21 protein-coding genes and 1 pseudogene are annotated in these 22,963 nt (G+C 54.9%); 18 read left to right on the forward strand and 4 right to left on the reverse strand.

The window, feature by feature from the left end; translation table 11 throughout:
- Positions 1 to 29 precede the first annotated feature (29 nt).
- From ACFZPT_RS20740 to ACFZPT_RS20770, 7 genes are all read left to right on the forward strand, one after another.
- The gene (locus tag ACFZPT_RS20740; RefSeq protein ID WP_099312422.1) at positions 30 to 8,486 is read left to right on the forward strand and encodes a DUF637 domain-containing protein; all 8,457 of its coding nucleotides are present in this window, start codon (positions 30 to 32) and stop codon (positions 8,484 to 8,486) included.
- Between the two features lie 6 nt (positions 8,487 to 8,492).
- Positions 8,493 to 8,951 (forward strand): SMI1/KNR4 family protein, encoded by a 459-nt coding sequence (locus ACFZPT_RS20745; protein ID WP_034095279.1) that lies wholly within the window; start codon positions 8,493 to 8,495, stop codon positions 8,949 to 8,951.
- Between the two features lie 461 nt (positions 8,952 to 9,412).
- The gene (locus tag ACFZPT_RS20750; RefSeq protein WP_034136410.1) at positions 9,413 to 9,706 is read left to right on the forward strand and encodes a hypothetical protein; all 294 of its coding nucleotides are present in this window, start codon (positions 9,413 to 9,415) and stop codon (positions 9,704 to 9,706) included.
- A gap of 594 nt (positions 9,707 to 10,300) precedes the next feature.
- On the forward strand, positions 10,301 to 10,816 hold the full coding sequence (locus tag ACFZPT_RS20755; protein WP_143506451.1) for a hypothetical protein: 516 nt from the start codon (positions 10,301 to 10,303) through the stop codon (positions 10,814 to 10,816).
- A gap of 400 nt (positions 10,817 to 11,216) precedes the next feature.
- The gene (locus tag ACFZPT_RS20760; RefSeq protein ID WP_003218173.1) at positions 11,217 to 11,447 is read left to right on the forward strand and encodes a hypothetical protein; all 231 of its coding nucleotides are present in this window, start codon (positions 11,217 to 11,219) and stop codon (positions 11,445 to 11,447) included.
- 598 nt (positions 11,448 to 12,045) lie between these two features.
- Entirely contained in the window at positions 12,046 to 12,492 is a 447-nt protein-coding gene (gene comJ, locus ACFZPT_RS20765; protein WP_232925267.1) for a competence protein ComJ, read from the forward strand.
- A gap of 81 nt (positions 12,493 to 12,573) precedes the next feature.
- Complete coding sequence (locus tag ACFZPT_RS20770; RefSeq protein ID WP_219730177.1) at positions 12,574 to 13,023, forward strand: hypothetical protein; 450 nt, start codon at positions 12,574 to 12,576, stop codon at positions 13,021 to 13,023.
- A 106-nt stretch (positions 13,024 to 13,129) separates the two neighbouring features.
- Here ACFZPT_RS20770 and ACFZPT_RS20775 read toward each other — a convergent pair.
- Positions 13,130 to 13,386 (reverse strand): annotated as a pseudogene (locus ACFZPT_RS20775) (hypothetical protein).
- Between the two features lie 259 nt (positions 13,387 to 13,645).
- Between ACFZPT_RS20775 and ACFZPT_RS20780 the strand changes: the two are divergent.
- The 6 genes from ACFZPT_RS20780 to ACFZPT_RS20805 all read left to right on the forward strand — a co-directional run bounded on the left by ACFZPT_RS20780 (position 13,646) and on the right by ACFZPT_RS20805 (position 16,954).
- Positions 13,646 to 14,146 (forward strand): hypothetical protein, encoded by a 501-nt coding sequence (locus ACFZPT_RS20780; protein ID WP_099312428.1) that lies wholly within the window; start codon positions 13,646 to 13,648, stop codon positions 14,144 to 14,146.
- On the forward strand, positions 14,136 to 14,372 hold the full coding sequence (locus tag ACFZPT_RS20785; RefSeq protein WP_379555605.1) for a hypothetical protein: 237 nt from the start codon (positions 14,136 to 14,138) through the stop codon (positions 14,370 to 14,372). Before ACFZPT_RS20780 ends, ACFZPT_RS20785 begins: the two co-directional genes overlap by 11 nt.
- Positions 14,373 to 14,376: 4 nt before the next feature.
- A complete protein-coding gene (locus ACFZPT_RS20790; protein ID WP_099312430.1) occupies positions 14,377 to 15,102 on the forward strand; it encodes a hypothetical protein in 726 nt (241 codons plus the stop codon).
- Positions 15,103 to 15,539: 437 nt separating this feature from the next.
- Entirely contained in the window at positions 15,540 to 15,821 is a 282-nt protein-coding gene (locus tag ACFZPT_RS20795) for an imm11 family protein (protein WP_249745138.1), read from the forward strand.
- A gap of 132 nt (positions 15,822 to 15,953) precedes the next feature.
- Complete coding sequence (comJ, locus tag ACFZPT_RS20800) at positions 15,954 to 16,400, forward strand: competence protein ComJ (protein ID WP_249745139.1); 447 nt, start codon at positions 15,954 to 15,956, stop codon at positions 16,398 to 16,400.
- A gap of 110 nt (positions 16,401 to 16,510) precedes the next feature.
- Entirely contained in the window at positions 16,511 to 16,954 is a 444-nt protein-coding gene (locus tag ACFZPT_RS20805; protein ID WP_379555604.1) for a hypothetical protein, read from the forward strand.
- Between the two features lie 78 nt (positions 16,955 to 17,032).
- On the opposite strand, the gene ACFZPT_RS20810 is transcribed toward ACFZPT_RS20805, so the two are convergent.
- The gene (locus ACFZPT_RS20810; protein ID WP_034095288.1) at positions 17,033 to 17,290 is read right to left on the reverse strand and encodes a hypothetical protein; all 258 of its coding nucleotides are present in this window, start codon (positions 17,288 to 17,290) and stop codon (positions 17,033 to 17,035) included.
- 469 nt (positions 17,291 to 17,759) lie between these two features.
- On the opposite strand from ACFZPT_RS20810, the gene ACFZPT_RS20815 reads away from it, so the two are divergent.
- The gene (locus tag ACFZPT_RS20815; RefSeq protein WP_177449824.1) at positions 17,760 to 18,152 is read left to right on the forward strand and encodes a DUF2846 domain-containing protein; all 393 of its coding nucleotides are present in this window, start codon (positions 17,760 to 17,762) and stop codon (positions 18,150 to 18,152) included.
- 121 nt (positions 18,153 to 18,273) lie between these two features.
- Here the strand turns inward: ACFZPT_RS20815 and ACFZPT_RS20820 are convergent, their stop codons facing one another.
- Both ACFZPT_RS20820 and ACFZPT_RS20825 read right to left on the reverse strand, forming a co-directional pair.
- The gene (locus ACFZPT_RS20820) at positions 18,274 to 18,861 is read right to left on the reverse strand and encodes a hypothetical protein (RefSeq protein ID WP_099312434.1); all 588 of its coding nucleotides are present in this window, start codon (positions 18,859 to 18,861) and stop codon (positions 18,274 to 18,276) included.
- Between the two features lie 16 nt (positions 18,862 to 18,877).
- The gene (locus tag ACFZPT_RS20825) at positions 18,878 to 19,489 is read right to left on the reverse strand and encodes a hypothetical protein (protein WP_034095291.1); all 612 of its coding nucleotides are present in this window, start codon (positions 19,487 to 19,489) and stop codon (positions 18,878 to 18,880) included.
- Positions 19,490 to 19,661: 172 nt separating this feature from the next.
- On the opposite strand from ACFZPT_RS20825, the gene ACFZPT_RS20830 reads away from it, so the two are divergent.
- The 4 genes from ACFZPT_RS20830 to ACFZPT_RS20845 are packed head-to-tail and all read left to right on the forward strand — an operon-like array spanning position 19,662 to position 22,000.
- Entirely contained in the window at positions 19,662 to 20,243 is a 582-nt protein-coding gene (locus ACFZPT_RS20830; protein WP_099312436.1) for a hypothetical protein, read from the forward strand.
- Positions 20,215 to 20,961 carry a CsgG/HfaB family protein gene (locus tag ACFZPT_RS20835; RefSeq protein WP_371263973.1) on the forward strand — a complete coding sequence of 249 codons (747 nt, stop codon included), beginning with the start codon at positions 20,215 to 20,217 and terminating at the stop codon, positions 20,959 to 20,961. Before ACFZPT_RS20830 ends, ACFZPT_RS20835 begins: the two co-directional genes overlap by 29 nt.
- Positions 20,962 to 20,990: 29 nt before the next feature.
- Positions 20,991 to 21,353, forward strand: a complete 363-nt coding sequence (locus tag ACFZPT_RS20840) for a DUF4810 domain-containing protein (protein ID WP_017848623.1) — start codon at positions 20,991 to 20,993, stop codon at positions 21,351 to 21,353.
- Complete coding sequence (locus tag ACFZPT_RS20845) at positions 21,350 to 22,000, forward strand: DUF799 domain-containing protein (RefSeq protein WP_034095295.1); 651 nt, start codon at positions 21,350 to 21,352, stop codon at positions 21,998 to 22,000. Before ACFZPT_RS20840 ends, ACFZPT_RS20845 begins: the two co-directional genes overlap by 4 nt.
- The last annotated feature ends 963 nt before the right edge of the window (positions 22,001 to 22,963 follow it).

The following is a 22,963-nucleotide window of genomic DNA, read 5'->3' on the forward strand; positions in this document are numbered from 1 at the left end:
CAACGCCCCGCCGCAATGAGAATCTGACAATGGATGTTCGCCAATTTGCCTTCCTGGCCCGCCAACCTTCCGCCGCTTTGAAGCCGCGCGACGCGTTCTTCGGCCTGCCCAAGCGCGGGCTGGCGTTGATCCTGGCCAACGCGCTGTTCTGGCAGCCGCTGCTGGCCCAGGCCGAAGGCATTGTGGTCAGCGCGCCGGGCACCACTGTTGGCGCGGCGGGCAATGGCGTGCCCGTGGTGAACATCGCCACGCCCAACGGCGCCGGCTTGTCCCATAACCAGTTCCAGCAATACAACGTCGGCCCCAACGGCGTGATCCTCAACAACGCCAGCGGCGCGGTGACCAACACCCAGTTGGGCGGCTACATCGTCGGCAACCCCAACCTCAAGGGCGGCGCGGCCAGCGTCATCCTCAACGAAGTCACCGGCAGCAACCCCAGCCAACTGCGCGGGTACACCGAAGTGGCGGGGCAGTCGGCCAAAGTCATCGTCGCCAACCCGTACGGCGTCACCTGCAGCGGCTGCGGCTTTATCAACACGCCGAACGTCACCCTCACCACCGGCAAGCCGGTGCTCGACGCGAACGGCCAACTGAAAAGCTACCAGGTCGAAGGCGGCGCCGTGACCATCGACGGCGAAGGCTTGAACGCCAGCAATGTCGACCGCTTCGACATCATCACCCGCTCGGCCAAGATCAACGCGCAGATCAACGCGCGCGAACTGAACGTAATCGCCGGGCGCAACGATGTGGACGCCCAAAGCCTGAAAACCACACCGCGCGCCGACGACGGCAGCGCCAAGCCCGAACTGGCGATCGACTCCAGCGCGTTGGGCGGCATGTACGCCGGCGCGATCAAGCTGGTGGGCACCGAGGCGGGTGTGGGCGTGAAACTCGACGGCACGCTGGCGGCCAGTGGTGGGGATATTCAGCTGGATGCCAATGGGCGTTTGAGCATGGCGCAGGCGGCGGCCACCGGTAACGTCAAGGTCACTGCGCAGAACGTCGACCTCACCGATAAGGTCTACGCCACCGGCAACGTGCAGATCACCAGCGCCCAGGCCCTGGTCAACCAGAAGAGCGTGGCGGCCGGCCAGCGCATTGAACTCAACGCCGCGACCGTCACCAACCCCGGCATCGTCGAAGCCGGCGTCGCCTCCGACAACAGCCGCAACGCCACCGGCGATCTGGTGGTCAACGCGCAAACCGTCACCACCTCCGGCAACCTGCTGGCCAGCCGCGCCTTGGCGATCAGCGCCGCGCAGGCGCTGACCAACCAGGGCGCGATCATCCAGGCCAAGACCGTCGACGTCAGCAGCGCCAAACTGACCAACCAGGGCGCCACCGCGCGCTTGTTCGGCGAACAGAGCCTGGTGATCAACTCGCCGGCCATCTTCAACCTCGGTGGTCTGATTCGCTTTGGTGACGGCCAGGCCGCCATGCTCAACAGCTCTTCCCTGAACAACCAGGGCCGTATCGAGATGGCCGGCGGCAGCCTGGTACTCGCCAGTGCCGACCTGAACAACAGCGGCGGGCAAATCATCGCTAACGAGCTGACGGTCAACGCCGGCAAGCTCAATAACCAGAACGGCGTGCTGGTGGCCAAGACCGCCACCGTCAATGCCACCGAGCTCGACAACAGCCTCAAGGGCCTGATCCAGGCCGACGGCGGCGCGCTCAACCTCACCGTCAGCAACGGCTTCAACAACACCCAGGGTTTCGCCCAGGCCAGCACCGACCTGACCGTCAACGCCGGCACCCTCGGCAGCAATGCCGGCGGCGTATTGAGCGCCGACACCGGCAAGCTGACCCTCACCGCCGCACAACAGCTCAATAACGCCCAGGGCCGTGTGCAGGCCGGGCAGGGCAATATCGAACTGCACGCCGCGAACCTGGATAACCAGAGCGGCGTCATCGTCGGCAAACAATTGCTGCTCGACGTCGCCGGTGGGGATATCGATAACCGCGCCGGACGCGTATTGGGTGACCAACTCGACGTACGCGCCTCCGGCCTCGACAACCGCAGCGCCGGCTTGCTCGCCGGTGGCGCCCAGGGCGTAAGCCTGCTGCTCAAAGGCCCGGGCCAATTGCTCAACGCCCAGGGCCGCATCCAGAGCGAAGGCCTGCTGCAACTGCGCGGCGAGAGTTTCGACAACAGTGCCGGCATCCTGCTCGGCCAAACCGTCGATGTGACGGCGCAGCGCTTTACCAACAGCAACAAAGGCGCGTTGGTCAGCGATGGCGGCGACGTGGTGCTCAACGTCAGCGACCTGTTGACTAACGTCGGCGGCCAGATCGACGCGGGCGAGCGCAGTGTGTTGGTCAAGCAACTCACCACCCTCGACAACAGCGGCGGCACCCTGCGTGGCAAGCGCCTGGACATCACCGCCCAGCACCTGAATAACAACGACGATGGCCAACTGCTGGCCGGCGCCGGGGGCTTGAGCTTCAGCGGCCAGGATGTGAGCAACCGCAAGGGCCTGATCCTCAGCGGCGGCGCCCTCACCGAGTTGCACACTACCAGCCTGGATAACCAGGGCGGCACGGTGCAAGGTGACAGCCTGACCGTCACCGCCGACAAGGTCGACAACGGCAGCGGCGGCCTGATGGCGAGCCTGGTCGGCAACCTGCAACTGACCGTCGAAGCGCTGGCCAACCGTGGCGGCAAACTGTTCGGTAAAGAACAGCTGACCGTCAGCGGCGCCACCCTCGACAACAGCGAGGGCGGCCAGGTCAGCGGCAACCTGCTCAACCTGACCTCACGCGACACCCTCACCAACCAGGGCGGCCTGATCGAAGCCAACCAGGGGCTGAGCCTCAACGGTGGCAACCTGGACAACAGCGCCAACGGCCAACTGCGCGCGCTTGGCGGTGCCAGCAGCAGCCTCAACCTCAGCGGCGCGGTGAACAACGAGGGCGGCACCCTCGAATTCGGCAGCACGGCCTTCAGCCTCGACGCCACCAGCCTGAATAACCAGGCCGGCCTGTTGCAGCACGCCGGCAGCGGCCTGTTTCGCATCAACACCGCCAGCCTCAACGGCAGCCAGGGCACTATCAACGGCATGGGCACCGCCGACTGGGCGTTCGGCAAAGTCGACGGGCTCGGTCGCCTGCAACTCAACGAAGTGCTTACCTACAAAAGTGCTCAAGGCCTGGCCCTCAAGGCCGGCGACCGCATGGCCAGCGGTAAGGGCCTGGTCCTCAATGTGGCAAGCCTGGACAACGGCGGCGAACTGCTCAGCGACGGTGACCTGAGCATCACCACTGGCGACATGAGCAACAGCGGTCGCGTGTCGGCCCTGCAGACACTCACCGTGGCGGCGAACAACCTCAGCCAGAACGGCGGCCGCCTGGCGGCCAACAATACCCGCCTGACACTGGGCGGCACCCTGGACAACCTCGGTTTCCTCACTGCGCGTCAGCAACTGGATATCGCCGCGGCGCAGATCAATAACCGCGGCACCCTCGGCGCCCAGGGTGCGGTAAATCTCACTGCGGTCAATGGCATCACCAACGCGGCCGATTCGCTGCTGTTCAGCGGTGGCAACCTGACTCTGCGCGCCAATGGTTTCAGCAACCTTCATGGCGATGTCTACAGCAAAGGCGACTTGAGCTTCGCCGCGCGCGATGGCGGCCGTGCCGCGCTGTTCAGTAACCGTTCCGGCACCGTGGAAAGCGAAGGCTCGATCGGTATCAATGCGGGCTTTATCGAAAACGCCAAAGATGAATTCGAACTCGGGCAGACGCTGACCACCGGCAGCTTGAGTTGGATCTGTGGCCAGCACTGCGGCGAAAAAGATTGGTGGGAAAAAGGCATCATCACCATCTACGAGACCCACCTTGAGGCGGCGACCAAGGATTCGGCAGCGGCGCGCCTGGTAGCTGGCAAAAACATGCTGCTGCAAGGCGACAATGTGCAGAATCGCTACAGCCTGATGGCTGCCAATGGCGACCTGAGTATTGCCGCCGGTGACCTGCTTAACCAGGGTGCCGCCACGCGCACAGGGCAGCGCAAGATTGTCGTCACCACGCCAGGACGTGTCTCCGACGATTTATTTGAACGCATGCAATGGGTCGACGTTCCCGCTTTCAATGCGGCCACGGCGGCTGGGCATTTCGATAAGGCGCGCTTTGAAGAGCTGAAAAACCGCTCACCCAATAGCTATCCTTTCGAGCACATAAGCGACGTCACCACCTGGACCAACAACAGTGGCCCCGGCTACGACGCCACCCTGCAAGCCGGCGGCACGGTCAACCTCAACGTCGCCCGCACCCTGCAAAACGGCACGCTGCACAACAACACCCTGGCCCAGTTGACCGGCACCCTCGGCGACGACCAGACCGGCATCCCCGTCGGTGGCATCAACATCAACCTGAGCAAACACGCCAACGACCCGAGCGCCAAGGCCGCCGGCAGCATCCTGCCCGTAGCAGGCGCGGCCCCCGGCGGCGGCTTCGTGCCCGTGGACTACACCGGCACCGCCTTCGCCCCGGTCGACCCGACCACCTCGCCCAACTTCCAACTGCCCAAGGGCGAATACGGCCTGTTCGTTAAAAATCCTGACCCGACCAGCCATTACCTGATCGAGACCAACCCCGAGTTCGCCTCCCTCACGGGCTTCTTCAGCTCCGACTACATGCTCGGCAAACTCGGCTTCAGCTCCGACAACGCCTGGCGTCGCCTCGGCGATGGCCAATACGAGAGTCGCCTGATTCGCGATGCCGTGCTCGCCCAAACCGGCCAACGCTTCCTCGCCGGCGGCCTGTACAGCGACGCCGACCAGTTCCGCTACCTGATGGACAACGCGTTGGCCAGCAAAGATGCGCTGCGCCTGAGCCTGGGTGTCACCCTCACCAGCCAGCAAGTCGGCGCCCTGACCCACGACATCGTGTGGATGGAAAACCGCGTCATCGACGGCCAGACCGTCCTCGTGCCCGTGCTCTACCTGGCCCAGGCCGAGTCGCGCAACGTACAGGGCAACAGCCTGATCCAGGGCCGCGACCTCAACCTGGTCACCGGCGGTGACCTGATCAACGTCGGCACCCTGCGCGCCAGCAACAACCTCTCCGCCGTCAGCAGCGGCAGCCTCTACACCGGCGGCCTGGTCGAGGCCGGCAACAACCTGAGCCTGCTGGCCCAGGACAGCATTCGCAACGCCATGGCCGGTGAGATTCGCGGCAAGCAAGTCAGCCTCACCGCCCTCCGAGGCGACATCACCAACGATACCACTGCTATCCAAGTGCGTGACGGCGTCGGCATGCGCACCCTCACCGACGGCAGCGGCGGCACCATCGTCGCCCGCGAAAACCTGGCCATGGACGCTGGCCGCGACCTCACCAACCGGGGTGCCCTCACTGCCGGCAATGACGCCAACCTCACCGCAGGCCGCGACCTCAACCTCATCGCCGCCAGCGACACCAGCGTCAAGCACGAGATCCGCGACGGCGGCGAGAAATCCAGCATCACCACCGACGTCAAAAACCTCGCCGCCACCGTCACCGCCGGCGGCAACCTGAACATGAAGGCCGGGCAGGACGTCAACATCATCGGCAGCACTGCCACCGCTGGCAAAGACTTCAACGTCGACGCTGGGCGTGACTTCAACGTGGCGTCGGTCAGCGATGTGCACAACGTCGAAGGCAAGGAGAAGCACGGCAAGAAGCGCATCAAGACAGCGGATGAGCAGACCACCCAAGTGGCGAGCGTGCTGACGGCGGGTGGAGATTTCACCAGCCAGGCCGGGCGTGACACGACGCTGGTGGCGAGCAGGATCAGTGCGGGAAATGAGGCTTATCTGTATAGCGGGGATAAGTTGAGTTTGTTGGCGGCTGAGAACAGCACGCACACGCTGTATGACATGAAGAAAAACAGCGGCTGGGGTTCCAAAAAGACCCAGCGCGATGAGGTAACGCGCATTACCAACGTCGGCACTGAAATCAAGACCGGCGGCGACCTGACCCTCAAGAGTGCAGGCGACCAGACCTATCAACTTGCCAAGCTTCAAAGCGGCAAGGACATCACCCTGGATAGTGGTGGCGCGATTACTTTTGAAGCGGTCAAGGATCTGCATCAGGAGAGCCATGAGAAGAGCAACAACAATGCGTTCTGGGTTTCCTCCAAAGGTAAAGGCAACACCGACGAAACCGTCCGCCAGAGTCAGCTGATTGCTGAAGGCAATGTTGCGATTAAAGCTGTCGCCGGTTTGAAGATCGACATTAACCAGGTCAATCAGGAGACAGTCAGCCAATCCATCGATGCGATGGTTAAGGCCGATCCACAGTTGGCTTGGATCAAGGATGCTGAGAAGCGTGGTGATGTGGACTGGAGGCAGGTCAAGGAGATCCACGACAGCTTCAAGTACAGCAATTCAGGGCTGGGGCCTGCTTCGCAGATCATTATTGCGATTGTGATGGCGGCGGTGGTTGGGCCATTGGCCGCGGGCGCGATGGGCACCGCTACTGGCGGAATGGTTGCTGCCGGAACAATGACGGCGAATACCGCAACCTTCATTAGTGCGGCATCAGGTGCAGTCGCAGCGGGAGCAGCAACTAACGCAACGGTTAGCGTCATTAATAATCGGGGCAACCTGGGCGCGGTATTCAAGGACGTGACCTCGTCAGATGCAATGAAGGGGTACGTGATTTCTGGCGTTACAGCCGGCCTGACAGCTGCTTATTTCGATGGTTGGACGGGGACCAAGACTGAGTACGGAACAGGGAACATTACGTCTCCGCCTTTGAATACATGGACTGGGGTTGGTCAGTTTGCTGCGAGTCAAACTTTGCAGAACGGCACGTCAATGCTTGTTGGCAAGGCGTTAGGGCAAGGTGGCAGTGGCAGTGACGCACTCAAAAGCGCGTTATTCAATACGCTGGCGGCGGTCAGTTTCAATGCCGTTGGAGACTATACAAAAGGTCGGTTGACCGAAGGCTATCCGCCAAAAATCATTGTGCATGCCATGGTGGGTGGCTTGCTTGCAGAGGCTACAGGAGGCGATTTCAAAACAGGTGCTTTGGCTGCGGGCGTTAACGAAGCGGTAGTTGGGCACTTGAGCTCTCTGGTTCATGGCGATAAGACATTGCTCTCCATGAGCTCACAAGTGATTGGAGTGCTCGCAGCGGCGACGCAGAAAGACGCTGACGCTGAATCCTTGGAAAAGGGCGGCTGGGTGGCGAAAAATGCTACGCAGTACAACCATTCGCTTCACGAAATGCAGACCGTTGCACTGGATGAGCTACGTCGACGCGACCCTGAGAACAAGGCTAAATATGACGCTGCGGCATGTGCATTGACCCACTGCAGCGCGTCTGTTCCTAAAAGTGACGAAAATTACAAAACGCTTGTTGAGTTGGAAAACAAGGGTAATGAATTTACCAAGGAAATTGCGTTACTCAAAAGCACGGGGCAATTTGATTACACCTTCAAGGATCGAATAGACGACGCGCTTAGTGTAAACAACGAGTTATTCACGAACGTCGGGTACGCCGCAAGCGCAGCAGGCGGGGCGGGAGCTGGCACTCTTTCTTACATTGGTATGGTTGGTGCCTCCCCTGCTTGTGTGAGTATTGTTGGTTGCGCTGCGCCATTCGCCCTCGGCGCGATGGGCACTGTCGCGTTTGCAGGTGCGGCTGCCTCATATGATCAGATTGGCGCACCTTACACATCTACGGAGGGCGGGCGAGTTTTAGCTTCGCTTCACCCAGAGCAATACCCCGGCGAAGCAAGCCCCCTGGGGGATCTCAGCCAGAGAGCTGCTGAGTCGCTGGCGGAGTTGGCAGTCGCGCACTATGGGGGGAAGGCGTTATCTGGAGAGCTGTCGTCGGTAATAAAGAACGGTGTTAATCCTAATGCTGCGACGAAGGGCCAACCTGTATTTGGTGGCGGCACTGATAACGAAGCGGGTACGCTGGTTGAAAGAAATGTCATAGAGGGGCCGTCTAAAGGTGCAAAAGGGCCAGGTTCTGCTGGTACGGGTACGACGGCGGGTAGTGATGTTACAAGTACAACGCCTAAAGCTGGTGTTTTTTGGAATAAAACAACAGTTCTAGATAGGACTGTTTATCAACGTAACGACCTCTTTGACCCAGAGGCCCTATCGACCTGGAGAGTACGAGGTAAAACTGTTCAAGGCTCAAACCTTGAGAGGATGGCCTCGGGTCGAGCACCAATTGGGTATGATGGGAAATCAGTTGAGTTACATCATCTCTCGCAAACTGAAGTTAATGGATTCGCTGGTACTCGTGGTTCACTTGCAGAAGTTGGATCTGTTTTCCATAGCCAGAATAGCAGTGTTCTTCACGTCCCATCCAATGCCGCTCAAAGCTTTAGGTATACCCGTTACAAAGACTCTGCAGAATACAGAAACCCTACGACTGATTATGTTTCAGTTCCTATGGATTTGAATGCAAAAACATTGACAAAACAGGCCAAAGAGTTTAATTCTTATCAGTCAGATTATTGGAAAATGCGGGCTCGGAGCGGGGAGTAATTAGACGTGGATTATTCGAGAATAATTAATCTTATTGAAGAGTCGGATTTCGTTGAGTTTGCTGATTATGGTAACGGGATTGCTGATGAGTGGATTTATAAAGCTGAAACTCATCTTGGGTTGAAGTTGCCTGATAGCTATAAGTGGTGGCTGAAGTGTTATTCTGGCGGGGAAATATCTGGGGAGGAGATTTATAGTATTTACGAAATGGATTTTGATAGTGTAAGGGGTGGTGATATCGTTTATATGTCAATCGTTAACGGTCGAAATGGGTTGTGTGGGAAGGAGAGGCTATTTATCTGTGAACCGCCGGGCGCAGGGGAGTCATTTTATTTTGCTACGGACGATGGTCTTAATGATGGGGAGTATCCTGTTTATAGGCTTGATCTTTCTAATAAAACTTCTAGTTTGTATGCGAAGAACTTTATCGATTTCTTAGAAAAAAGAATAATTTCTTTCAGTTGAATAATGATTAGGCGTTTAAAAATGGTTGAGAAAGGCTAGGTGCAAAAGACATAGGCGCTCATGCAAAAGTCGATTATTCAAGTATTGAAAATCCGCCAAATGTTGGTCCCGGTAAAGAATTCACTTTGCGGCAAAAACAAGACCAGACTATGCAACGCATTCAACAGCAAAGAGCTATCAGTCAACGGCGCCAAGAGATCTGAACGAGCAGACTTTGTGGAACAGAGTGACAGAAAATCCCTCTGCGGGTCGTGATACAAAACTAGCGGGCGATAAAGACTTCCCGCGGAGTGAGGGATGGAGAAAAATGGAAGTAAGTCACCGTCTACCTAGCGGAGAAAATATAACCATCCACTACCAGTACAACTCCGTAACCGATAAAGCATACGATATGAAAATTACTACGCCGCAACAGCTGCCCCCTGTGCTGCAGCCCGGTAGAACTATTGAGTGATGTGGATATGATTATTCGAGAAATTGGGCGAGAAGAGCCTGTAGAGGTGTTTGGGATTTACTGGATAGAGAACGAGCGTTTTTACTGGGTCATTCCTTATGATGGCTACGGTGGCCTGATGGCACTCAGCGATAGAGAAGTCAATGTTGTTGACTCTTCTTTGTCAAGTGATCTCATCCTCTGCAAGGATGGGGGGGGAGGGGACATGATTCTGCATTGGGCAGCGGAAGATTTGATTGAAGAACTTGTGGAGCGTGATCCACTAGCAATGGTCGAGTTCTTAGCGCGCATAAAAGGCTGATGGTACAAAAGGGGCTGCAAGCTTCCCGGAAGGCATGAGCTTTAATCCGAGCATCAAAAACCAGCTGAGTAGTTTAGATGGATTGACCCAGAAAAGTGGGGTTAGCGGAACCCATAATCTTGATGCATTCTCTCAGGCCGTATCTTCAAATGGCATGATGCGAGTTTTATAGCAACATCCACATCCAGCTGGACGAAAATCTCGGGTGACGCTCGCGCGGTGGTCCGGGACGTCGAGTACCATTCAGGTGTGCCAATGCCCTCTAATCAGCGCACGAAACTTGCGGATGAGCTACGTCAGGTTGATCATACTTATGTTGCGCCGAGAAGTGACTATCAGGCACTGCAGCGTCAATACAATAGCCAGCGGAATAATCTTAAGCGTGAGTGGGAGTTGAATACTGGTTTGGCATGGCCAAAAACTGCGAGTGGTGTGGATTTTCAGGCGCACCATGTGATACCACAGCAGTACGGTGGGACCTAACCAATGGTGGAATTTGCATCCGGTTCCGGGTGGAAGTGCTCAACAAGGTGGCGTCCATGCCCCAGCAAGTCCAACTACAACAGCGTTTCTGCAGCCCCCTCCGAGGCTACCATGAACATGTACGAAAATTTAGAAGCCTTTAATACGATGGGATGTGCGCTATTGGAGCGGCTTACGCCTGTTTCTTCAAGTGAAGTAAGTATGATGCGGCGGCAGTGGCCGGCGGCTCCCACCGAGTACTTTGCTTTTATGGAGGAACGGGGGCACGGTGAGATCAAGGAGGACGACTGCGCACTGCCGCTTTTGACGATTCAACCGATGCTGCTTTCTGCTGCGGTTGGCTACGTCGGTGATGATGGAATTTATAAAGACGGGCCTTATGAAGCGGGCGCGAAGGGCGAGGTGTGGCTGTTCGGCTGGCATAGCGCCGGGACTGCTTTCGGTTTCGACAGCGGAGACAACTGGCGTTTGTTGGAAATAGACAATATGCGTTGGATAACGCGACTTGACTTATCCTTTTGTCAGTTTGTCGAAGGGCTGTTGGTTTGTTATCCACAGCGGCCAGTGAGCTTTGCGAATGGAGTTTGGCGCGACTCGGGAGATGTTTCTTACAACGCTCCGGTATAGGCGCAACAGCCAGGCGAACCCAAAACAGGTGCAAAAGCCACTGCTACAACGGGAGAAGTTGTAGCTACTGAAGCCACAAGTGCAAATGCCCAAGCTGCATTGAGAGCGAAACTATCAGGACTAAAAAAGCTCAAGAGACAGCAGCGGTCACTAGAACACTGCCTGATGGCCGTATTCGTTACTACACACAAGAGGTTCCTGCAAGGACAGGAGGACCTACTCGGGGTGCTTCTTTCGCCACGGAGTTTGATCCTAAAACGGGCAGTGCGAGGCAATGGATGGAAAGCTATGGCCATGCAGGAGAAGTAATCCGTTTCCACCCGAAAAGTATTAATGGGCAGCCGGTGGATACTCAGCACTACCCTCCGACCGGAGCAGAGCTAAAGAGTTGGGGGCAGCAATGAGCATGGAAGACATAGTGGCTGACAGACTTGGAAGAGCAGTTGCTGATGGATTTGATATTTTTAAAATATCAAAAGAGGCACTTGATATTTACCAAGATCCAAACCTTTCTCTCACAAAAGATTTAGACATTGCGTTGTTGTCACTAATGGCAATGGTCGAAGGGCCAGAGTTTGAGATGACAGAAAAAGAATTTTATGATTTTTTATCTGATATTCGACAGATGTAGTTTTCAATATACCCAACTTGATCAGGCACTATCGACACCGGCCTTGCGCCGGTGTTTTGCACTCTATTTGCACCCTTTTTGCCGCCTTTCTGCACTCATCCTGTAGCCTTCTTGTACTCAAGCTGTACCCTTTTTGTAGTCCTTTTGTCTCCTTTTTGTCTACCAACCCGACGGCCTACGGTCTACCTGCTCAATACGCCCTTTTTCAGCATGAGTTTTCGCTCCTTAACAGGAGCAAAATTTCAATACACAACACGCACCCCCGTCCGGGGTAAGTGTTTCCTTTTAGATCAAAGGGTTAGCCATTTTTCGTGCTGATTGGAGGTTATACATTTTTAACAATTGATAGGCCTGGTGCTCCCGGGAACAGAAAGGACTCTATTGGTGGTCTTCCTAAGGTCCCTGGAAAACAGTTAGATGAGTATCCACCGGCAATGTTTAAAGAGGGTGGGACTGGAGCGGGTGTTAGATCCATAAGCCCGAAAGATAATATGGGGGCTGGCGCATGTATAGGTAATGCATGTCGCGGACTGCCCGATGGCGAGAAAGTCAGAATTGAGGTGGTGGACTAATGGCTAGGTTTAGAGAAAGTATATATTTGTCTTATTCGCAATTTTGCGTGTTTTTGAGTTCGCTTGATCAGCCGTATAATGATTGGAGTGATCGTAGTTATGCGCAAGGGTTTGCGTGGAGGTTAGGGAGTGTCTCTTTTAGAGCTTTGATTGATGAAGGGGATCATATAATTAGCTTTTTCATTAACGAACAAGTGCCCGCTATAAGCGCAGCCGTGGTTCGGGCCTTTAAAGTTCCCTTCTCGGTGATAGATAGAAATATTGAGGTTGGTAGTATTTCGAGTACGGTTTCTCTAGAACTGCCTGAAGGAGATTATTCTTTTCAGGTCGAATTTATAAGACCCTCCTCAAGTGGAGTGTATGAAATAAATGTCCATTTGAATTTAGGGGGCTGCGATTTTGAGGTGTTGAGAGCAGACGCCGAAATTGACGAGCAAGGTGAGTTTGATATCGATGCGGTTCCTGCGGGATAAAATTTCTGAGAAATGGGGGCGGATTTATTTTAATTCGAGACCGCGTAAAAACCAATCAATGGTTGAAGGGAGCTATACATAATGACTGATGAAACAAAAAAAGGATTTTGGCGCTGGGGTTTTGTGCTGTTGTTTGTTGGTATAGCAGCGGTCTTGATAAAACAAGCAACAGAAGAAACGCCTGAGCCTAGCAAACCAAGCTTCCTTAGTGACTTGATAATCGTCACCGCGCGAACGCACGCGCGTAATTGGAAGGTTGACGAAAATACAGAGCTTGTTCGTATGGAGGCGACTAATAGTCATACTATAACGGTTTATTATTCTTTATTGAATTATGATTCTGATGTTTCTAGTTTTAACTTGGAAGCTACCAAATCAGCAGTTGTAAATATTTTTTGTGATCCCCAAAATTTTGAAAAACAATCCATTTTTTCGCTGGGCGGTACTTACGTTTATGTTTTTGGTAGCAAAAATGTAAAAGAAATTGGCCGATTTGAATTTAACAAAAAGAATTGTGAAGGTTCTTTGTAAACGCTTGGTCATCGAGGCGGAGCAGTGTGAAAGGGCAGGTTTATTTAGCCTTTGCCCTTCCCGCACGAGGCCAGAGCGGGCGACACAAAGGCCGCCCGATTTTCACTCAAGACGGATCGGCATTCAGCCTGCGACTGATGACATCCAGCAAATCACACCCGTCGCGCAGCGGAATGGCCAGCAAATGGGCGAAGTCTGAAAGCACTACGGCATCGCTGCTGAGTTGTTCGCGGAGGCCAGGTTTTCCAGCAGTTGGGTGACGGCCCGAATGCGGTGCACGGCGGCGTCGTGAAGGACGTCGAAGGGTGCCTGGGTGTCTATGATCAGCGCTGGGACGGTGCAGTCGTGGCCGGTTAGCTGCAGCAGCACAAGGGGATGTCGATGCGTCCAAGCTTGAGAAGGGCAGTTAGGTCGCTCAGAACGGAACACAATACAATTATCTAAATCACAATCAACTTGAAAGAGCCGCCAAGAAAATAGCCGCGTGCACGGACACCTCCTGCATTGAAGACACCACTCGTAAATTTAAGGAGTTAAGTCTTCAGCAGGATATTGAAGCGATAGCGGGCTGTAAGGCTGATCCTTCGACTTGTGCGGAACGGTCGAAAGAGTCGCCAATACCATGGCAGACCTGAACCTCATCAAAGATATTGTGGAATATGGCTCGCCGAAGGCTCGAGAAGCAGTACAGAACCTCATTAACTCAAACTTTGAATTCCAGGAGATGCTAGCAACAGCGACGACTGAGCATACTGTAGGAGATATGGTCGATACGCTTAAAGCGAAATGGAACCTTAGTGACGCGCAGGCGCAAGAGATCACTAACGATCTGAAAGTCGCTCTTTCGGTTGGCTTAGGCACAGCTGCTGGTGCCTTGGCGTACAAACGCGCCATTGCCAGTGGTAAAAAGCAGCCCCAACCTTCTATACCGGATCTCATGCCGGAAGGCGGGAAAAACGTCTGGGATCTTGAGCCTCGTGCTCGGGGCAGGCAGATTAAGTCAACGCTAACAGACACAGATTATAAGGACTGGGCTCGAACGGATAATTTAATAAATCCCAAGACAGGACAACCATTTAAATCCAATAATTTTCCGGTCATTGACTTTCAGCTTGAAAAATAATGTAGTAAATTTGAAAACAATTGATACGCGTGGTAAAGGGTGGTCTTATGATATGAGAATGCATATAGATACCTTGCAAAACTCGAAAATTACTGTGGCTGGTATCCCAGCGACGAAGATTCTGGATATGCGAGTTCAGCCTGGTGGGTTGGCTGATCCGAGTAAGCTTATAGAGTATGGTAAGCAGCGTAATATCACTGTCATTATTAAAAAGTTGGGCGGCTAATCATATGTTTGAAGTTGAAGTTGTTTTTAGTGAAGGCTTGTACGAAAGCTCGCCAAATGTATGGGGGCGGTTGGTGCAACAGCTCAATGACTTTAAGGAATTCGAGGTGATTGATGGATTCACCGGCAAAAAAATGTTATTTGGGGAAGTTTTGCGTTACTTGAAACAAAATAAGCGCAAGAGTTTTTTTGTTGAGTTGGCGGGTGGTTCTATCGAGTTTTCGCTTGTGGCGGATAAAGAACTGTGCCGATTAGATATAAAGAACCTCGCAAATTCTCTTGAGATGGCGCACTCGTTGATTGCTGCACTAATAGATGAGCCAGCTTTCGTTCAGGCTCGAGTTTACGATGCTGAATATGATCGGTGGCAAAATGCCGAGAATATCACACTCTTCGAAGTGGCCAATGTTGAGCACTCCCATCTACCTAAAAAAAGCAATGGATTACCTTTTCCGCTTACACAAGAGGTTGTAGATATATCAAATAATCCTGGGCGCTGGGTTTTAAGGAAAGGTTATATAGAGGCTGTTGGTTCGCCAATGTGGGTTAGTAAGTCTCTGCTTAACTCATTAGACGTGGACGAAAAAGAGTTGATGAATGTCGACCGGTTTTCCGTGGAAGATTTGGGTAGTGTTTTGAAGATTGTTGCTTGCGAGCAGTGTTTCACAGCTGATGTAGGAATCCAGGCTGAGAGGCAAGTCATGCTGAGAAAGATTTTATTTAAAGCGTGAGGTCTAGATCCGTGCAATGAAAGCGGCATTGATAAGGGGGTGTGAGGAAGTGAACGGCGAAAAATGGACAGATTTATTTAAATCAGAGTTGAAAGATCCGTTCATTTACTGAGGGGTTGAAATGAGGTACTACTTAATGCGACAAGATATAACTGTCTGCGATAGGTGGGTGCTCGGAGATGTAAATCATGTAGATAACTAGAATTTCAGTGATCCTCCAGTTAATTTTATGGAGCTAGGCACATATACTCACGATGTACGGTTCGACGATAAAGAATTTGATTATTCCCTCGCTGGATACGCCAGTGTTCCTGTTTTAAAACGAGAAGACAAAAAATTCGCTCGTCGGTTTGCCAGAGATAGACGAACCTTATCAATATGTCGTTTTTGAGCCGGTTGATATAAATAATAAAGTGGTTTGCTAGGGCTATTTTTTGATGATTATAGAAACGCAAATCGATTGCGTGGATGAAAAGCGCTCTCGCTATAAAAAGTTTGAGGTGGATGATCCTGTTAGGCCAGATATGGCCGGCAACCATCGTGCTTTCTACAATTTTGTGGTTGACCCGGGTAGGGGCCGATCAAGTCATATATTTAGACTTAAAAAATATTTGGGTGCGGTCATATTAAGTGAAGAAGTGAAACGGCGACTTATGGCAGCTGGTGTTGTCGGCGTACTGTTTGGTTCTGTTAATGGTGATCAAGAAACCGTTGCCTAGTTAGTCAGGTAGTTGTGGGGGCGGCGAATTTACTTGATTCGTGGTGGTAGTACAGAGGCTATTGAGTAAATTTGCCCCCTTTTGTTGAATTAATGCGGTGGGCTAATGGCTAGGTTTAGAGAAATTATATATTTGTCTTATTCGCAATTTTGCATGTTTTTAAGCTCGCTTGATCAGCCGTATAATGATTGGAGTAATCGTAGTTATGCGCAAGGATTTGCGTGGAGCTTAGGGAGTGTCTCTTTTAGAACTTTGATTGAGGAAGGGGATCATATAATTAACTTTTTCATTAATGAACAAGTGCCTGCTATAAGCGCAGCCGTGGTTCGGGCCTTTAAAGTTCCCTTCTCGGTGATAGATAAAAATATTGAGGTTGGTAGTATTTCGAGTACGGTTCCTCTAGAACTGCCTGAAGGAGATTATTCTCTTCAGGTCGAATTTATAAGACCCTCCTCAAGTGGAATGTATGAAATAAATGTCCATTTGAATTTAGGGGGCTGCGATTTTGAGGTGTTGAGAGCAGACGCCGACATTAACGAGCAAGGTGAGTTTGATATCGATGCGGTTCCTGCGGGATAAGAATTCGGAGAAATGGGTAGAAAAGGGAGAGATTTATTTAAATTAGAGTTGAAAACCTATTAAGTAATTCTGCCCACTTTTGTTGTATTTAATTACATATGGGGCGATTTGTGTCGGACAAACAAGTATATGAGCTAACGATTGATGATCTTGATAGCTGTAGTGTTTGGTTTTTTCCGATGGACGAAACCGTGGAGGATGAATCAACTGTACGCCCCCTCGCCGAACAGGAAACGTGCTCAGATTTTCAGATTATCGTTCGAACTGCTTTTCATGGTGAAAGTGGCGCTGTGTATCGCGGTTATTTATATTGGGACTTCAATGCCGCAATTGAATACGTAAAGCCTGTTATATTGTCTGATAAGGGAGGCGCAGTAAGTTTTTGGAACGGTATGGTCACTCCAGCGTGGGAAAGTTCGGAGTTTGCCAGTTCGATTAGATCCGAGCTGCCTATTTCTTATGCCTCAGAACCGGTTTTCGGTCTTCCTTCCATTTGCGGAAAGCTGGAGGGACTTTATTATCTTTCGGATGATCAGGTTTGCTGCGTGAAATGACGAAAAAAAGTGGACCGGTTTATTAAGTTGAATTGCTCACGCATAAAGCGGGCGACACTAAGGCCGCCCGATTTTAACTCAGTACGGATCGGCATTCAGCCTGCGACTGATGACATCCAGCAAATCGCACCCATCGCGCAGCGGAATGGCCAGCAAGTGGGCGAAGTCTGAAAGTACTACGGCATCGCTGCTGAGTTGTTCACGGAAGGCCAGATTTTCCAGCAGTTGGGTGACGGCCCGAATGCGATGCGCGGCGGCATCGTGAAGGACGTCGAGGGGCGCCTGGGTGTCGATTATCAGCGCAGGGACGGTGCAGTCGTGGCCGGTTAGGGGCATGTATCTGTTCATGGGTACAACCTCGGTCAGTAGAGTGAGGCTGTCGCCTATCGTCGCCAAACGAATGGGTGACAGCTGTACGCAGGTTGGCGAACCGGGACCGAGTTCCGGCAGACCCGAAGGTCTCCCACGCACAGCTGCCATAGAGCAGCGATGCGGGTACGGAAGCCCCTGCAATCAAGCAGATAGCTTTCGCATACGGTCAACGGATCGCCAAATCCGGTCGCCCTGTTGGACGACGGCCGGACTATAAGCCCCTTACCCAAAACCGCGCAAGGCATCAGAGTAGTGGCATAATGCCTTGTCTCGCGCCATACAACGCCGACAGGCTGGCCACGACCCAACGCATCAATGATAAGACCCGCTACCCACAAGGAAGAAGTACATGATCAAGTTGTTCTGCAAAGCCGCTGTCGTTCTGTCCCTGGCCACCCTGTTTGGCTGTTCTTCGACGCCTTCTGTAGAGAAAATGCAGGCTGACGTCGCGAGCTATTCGTTGCCCAAGGCCGCCGTGGCCGATAAAGGCCTGGTGTATGTCGTGCGCCCGAGCAACGTCGGGATGCTGGTACGGTTCAACGTGTTCCTGGATGACAAGGAAGCCGACTCGGAGATGGGTTACAACCGCGGTAACCAGTACATCTATTTTTTCGTGACGCCGGGCAAGCACGTGATCAGCTCCAAGGCTGAAAACTGGGCGGACATGCCAATCGACGTCAAAGCCGGTGAGGTGGTTTACCTCAAGCAGGAAGTTGAAATGGGCTTCGCCGTGGCGCGCAACAGTCTCAAAGTGCTGAGCGATCTGGAAGGCCGTTATCTGGTCAAGGATGCGTCCTTGGGGACCCTCGTCAAAGAAAACAAATAAGGTAACGCGTCTGGCGCCGGCCGAGGCCCGCTGTTCTGCCGGCTCCAGCTATTCCAACTGCCAACATTATCCTGGCTTGCAGTGGTGAGCAGGTCAAACCCGCTCCCACCTTTGGTCCGCGTTACAGCAACTTACGCTGCACCGCCTCATCCAGCGTGCTGCGCGTCAGCGCCTCGACCACTTCCCGCGTGTCCGCCTGGAACGGGATGCCGACGATCAGCACCAGGTGCATCCAGGTGCGCACCGATTCGCTTTTTTTGACGCGGCCCAGTTCCTTGCCTTCCTTGTCCTTGAACACTGTTTCCAGGGTGAAGATGTTCTTCGCCGTGCTTGGGATGATAAAGAACGTGAAGCCGGTGATGAACGCCGACACCGTGCTGTACTCTTCGTTGTTATGCAGCGTGGCATCCACGTAGATATCTGAGTCGACCTTGTCGGTGCTCACTCGGGAAAACCGGTTGGACGCACGATACGTATCGGCCACGGTTTTTTCCCACAGCACCACGGGAGCGCCGACTGCGGCGTTGCCCGGGCCGCCGTTGACGTGGTTCTGCGCCGTGGTGTGCACGTACGCCGTCGGCTTTTGCGCCGGCGCGTTGGCAGTCGGTGGCCAGGTTTGTACGGCGGGCAATTCGTGTTGCGAGTAAGACACGCAGCCGGTCAGCAGGACAGCGGCCAGTACCAGGCTGTGTTTGATCAATCCTTTCACGCGGTGCTCCTTGAAATTACGGTTTGGCCAGGTTGGCGGTGGCGGTGTCGAGCAGTTGCCCGACCAGTTTGGTCAGCTGTTGGCCGCCCATCGAAGGCGCCCAATATTGGCCGCTGTACAAGCCGACGTTGTGTTCGAACTTGATCGAGTCTGTGGCCTTGGCCAGTTCCTTGCCGTTGCGGTCGACGATCACCAGGTCGCCGGCCACGTCGAAGCTGTCCACGTAGATCGGGCCGTTGACCCAGATCCAGATGGTCAGGGTCAGCAGCGCGCCAGGCACGTAGGCCGGGTGCGGTGCGCGATGGCCCTTGAGGGACGTCATGTTGAATTTGAGCGTGACGTCCTGCTCGCCCAGGCGCACGGGGTATTCGGTGACTTGCTTGAAGTAACCGGCGGTGCGCACGTACTGAGTGATCTGGGCCGTCAGGGAGCTGCTGATCGCCGCTTTGTTGGCCTCGTTGACGTCGGCGGCGCTCACCGTCACATCGGCGATTTGCGCGCTGCGCGGGCTGCTGACAGATACCGGGTGGAGCGGGGTGGCGATAGGGCCTGTGACGGTGTAGGACACGCAACCGGTCATCGACAGCGCGGCAAGCAGGGCCGTAGCCCGAAGGAGGGTTTTAAGCACGCAATTTCCCTATAAGTAAATAAGCCGAGTCAGTGTCTCGACGCCTTTAAGCAAAACTTGAGGCGTGTGCATTAACGCACATAGCCCGACGAAACACCTTGAGAACCCCTCTCAACTCCGTAAAATGCCGCCACTGTTTAAAGCACGATACTTTTCAGGGACGAATTCAGACATGCGCGCATTTGCCGTGTTCCTCGCCGTCTGCCTCCTGGCGGGCTGCGCCTCCAAGCCGGATTACTACATCTCGCCGGCGCCGGTGACCATTCCCAAAACTGCCACGTATTGGCTCGACACCTTCGATGTGGAGGTGGTGGGCAAGAACGAACGCTTCCTGCCCGATGACAAAGTGCGCCAGCAACTGGGCGTCGACCTGGTCGATCGGTTGCTCAGTGCCAAACGTTATGCTCCCAGCAAGGACAAAGCCGATTACCTGTTGGATGTCAGCATCGTCTACACGCGCCATATCCCGGACTCCAAAGGCGGCCTGTCGACGTTGATCGTCGATGACAACACCATTCTGGCCAGTGTGGATTTCAGCTATCAGGTCAAGGTCAAGAAGGGGGGTAGCGAAGTCCTGCACTTCGCCAAGACCCGCGAGAACCTCGTACCCGCCGGTGTGATGGGGGAGGCGCAAAAATGGAAGACCATGGGCGGCATCCTCACCAACTCCGGCAACTCAAGCGTCGAGCGGTTTTATACCGGCGTCCTGAGTCGCGACATCGTTGATGATCTGCTCGACATCCCGTCTCGCTGACGTTGCCATTACCGATTTATCACCCCAGGAGCATTCCGTGAAAACACTCTGCAAAACCCTGCTGTCCGGCCTCACCGCCGCAGCGCTGCTGACCGTGGCCGGTTGCGCCACCGAAAGCAACCGCGCGATGCCGGTGGAACAAGTCGCCAGCGCCAACGTCGCCTATTCCGGCGTGCGTGTGCCGATTGCCGTGGGCAAGTTCGACAACCGCTCCAGCTACATGCGCGGCATCTTCTCCGACGGCGTCGACCGTCTCGGCGGCCAGGCCAAGACCATCCTGATCACCCACTTGCAGCAGACCAACCGCTTCAGCGTGCTGGACCGCGACAACATGGGCGAAATTTCCCAGGAGGCCAAAATCAAAGGCACCGTGCAGAAGCTCAAGGGCGCGGACTATGTGGTGACCGGCGATGTAACCGAGTTCGGCCGCAAAGAAACCGGCGACCGCCAGCTGTTCGGCATCCTCGGCCGTGGCAAGACCCAAGTGGCCTACGCCAAAGTCGCGTTGAATATCGTCAACATCAACACCTCCGAAGTGGTGTATTCCACCCAGGGCGCCGGTGAGTACGCGCTGTCCAACCGTGAAGTGGTCGGCTTCGGCGGCACCGCCAGCTACGACTCCACCCTCAATGGCAAGGTCCTGGACCTAGCCATGCGCGAAGCGATCAATCGGCTGGTCGACGGCATCAACGCCGGCGCCTGGAACCCGCGCAACTGATCAGCAGCACCTCAAGGAGCAGTACACGGATGAGCAAGGCAGTTAAGTTAGCGCTGATGCTGACAGCAATCGCAACGGTCGCCGGGTGCCAGACGGCGCCCCAGCCCCTGTATCAATGGGAAAGCTACCAGCCGCAGGTTTACGAATACTTCAAGGGCGAGCCCAAGGAAGCGCAGGTCGAAGCGCTGGAGCGTGATCTGCAGAAGATCAATGCCAGTGGTCGCAAGGCGCCACCGGGTTACCACGCCCACCTGGGCATGCTGTACCTGAGCATGGGCAAGGATGACCAGATGGTGCAGGAATTTCGCACCGAGAAGGCGCTGTTCCCCGAATCCGCCGCCTACATGGACTTTTTGCTGAAAAACGCCAAGACCGGAGTCGCGACTAAATGAGCCTGTTAAAACTCACCGGCGCCCTGCTGGCCCTGGCCTTGCTCGGCGGTTGCGCGGCACCCAAGACCATCGATTACACGGCGTATAAACAGGCGCGGCCCAAGTCGATCCTGGTGCTGCCGCCGCTCAATGAATCGCCGGAAGTGCAGGCGTCCTACAGCCTGGTGTCGCAGGTGACGTACCCGCTGGCCGAAGCCGGCTACTACGTGCTGCCGATTGCCCTGGTGGACGAAACCTTCCGCCAGAACGGCCTGACCACCGCCAACGATATCCAGGCCGTGCCGCCGACCAAGCTGCATGACATCTTCGGCGCGGACGCGGCGTTGTACATCACCGTCACCGAGTACGGCACCAAGTACATGCTGATCTCCAGCGATACAGCGGTGACCGCCTCGGCCAAACTGGTGGACCTGCGCACCGGCACCACCCTGTGGACCGGCACCGCGCGCGCCTCCAGCGAGGAAGGCAACAACAACAGCGGTGGCCTGGTCGGCATGCTGATCACCGCGGCGGTCAAGCAGGTGATCAACAGCTCCACCGACGCCGCGCACCCGATTGCCGGCATCACCAGCGCACGCTTGCTGTCGCCGGGGCAACGGGCGGGGATTCTGTACGGCCCGCGTAATCCCAAGTACGGCACGGACTGACAATCCGGCGCTGAAACACCACAGGTCAGCTGCACACACTTCAATTGTGGTGAGCGGGCTTGCCCCGCGCTGGGACGCGAAGCGGCCCTCTCTCCAGACACTGCGGTGTGCCAGGCAAAAACGGTTGGCCGGTTTTGGGGCTGCTCCGCAGCCCGGCGCAGGGCAAGCCTGCTCACTACAGGGCAGCTGCACACACTCTAATTGTGGTGAGCTGGCTTGCCCCGCGCTGGGACGCGAAGCGGCCCTCTCTCCAGACACTGCGGTGTGCCAGGCAAAACGGTTGGCCGGTTTTGGGGCTGCTCCGCAGCCCGGCGCAGGGCAAGCCTGCTCACTACAGGGCAGCTGCACACACTCTAATTGTGGTGAGCGGGCTTGCCCCGCGCTGGACGCGAAGCTGCCCTCTCTCCAGACACTGCGGTGTGCCAGGCAAAAACGGTTGGCCGGTTTTGGGGCTGCTCCGCAGGCCGGCGCAGGGCAAGCCTGCTCACTACAGGGCAGCTGCACACACTCTAATTGTGGTGAGCGGGCTTGTCCCGCGCTGGGGCGCGAAGCGGCCCTCTCTCCCGACACTGCGGTGTGCCAGGCAAAAACGGTTGGCCGGTTTTGGGGCTGCTCCGCAGCCCGGCGCAGGGCAAGCCTGCTCACTACAGGGCAGCTGCACACACTCTAATTGTGGTGAGCGGGCTTGTCCCGCGCTGGGGCGCGAAGCGGCCCCAAACCTAGCGACGAGGTTTGTCTGATTGAGCGCGGTAGTCTTATGTGGGACCGCGTCGCACCCCAACGCGGACGGCGCGACGATTCGACAAGCCTGCTCACCAAAGCCTTAAGGAGACACCCATGCCCCCTATGGCGATGTTTCAGTCACTAGAGGCAGTGGCTGACACTCTGAAGTGCGCCCCAAAAGTTGGACAGTAATTGTCTAGGCTACAGCGGAACGGGCTCTGTACTCTACAGGGCTCAGTC

It is taken from the genome of Pseudomonas sp. MD330_10, assembly GCF_042610415.1.
Classification (GTDB): domain Bacteria; phylum Pseudomonadota; class Gammaproteobacteria; order Pseudomonadales; family Pseudomonadaceae; genus Aquipseudomonas; species Aquipseudomonas rhodesiae.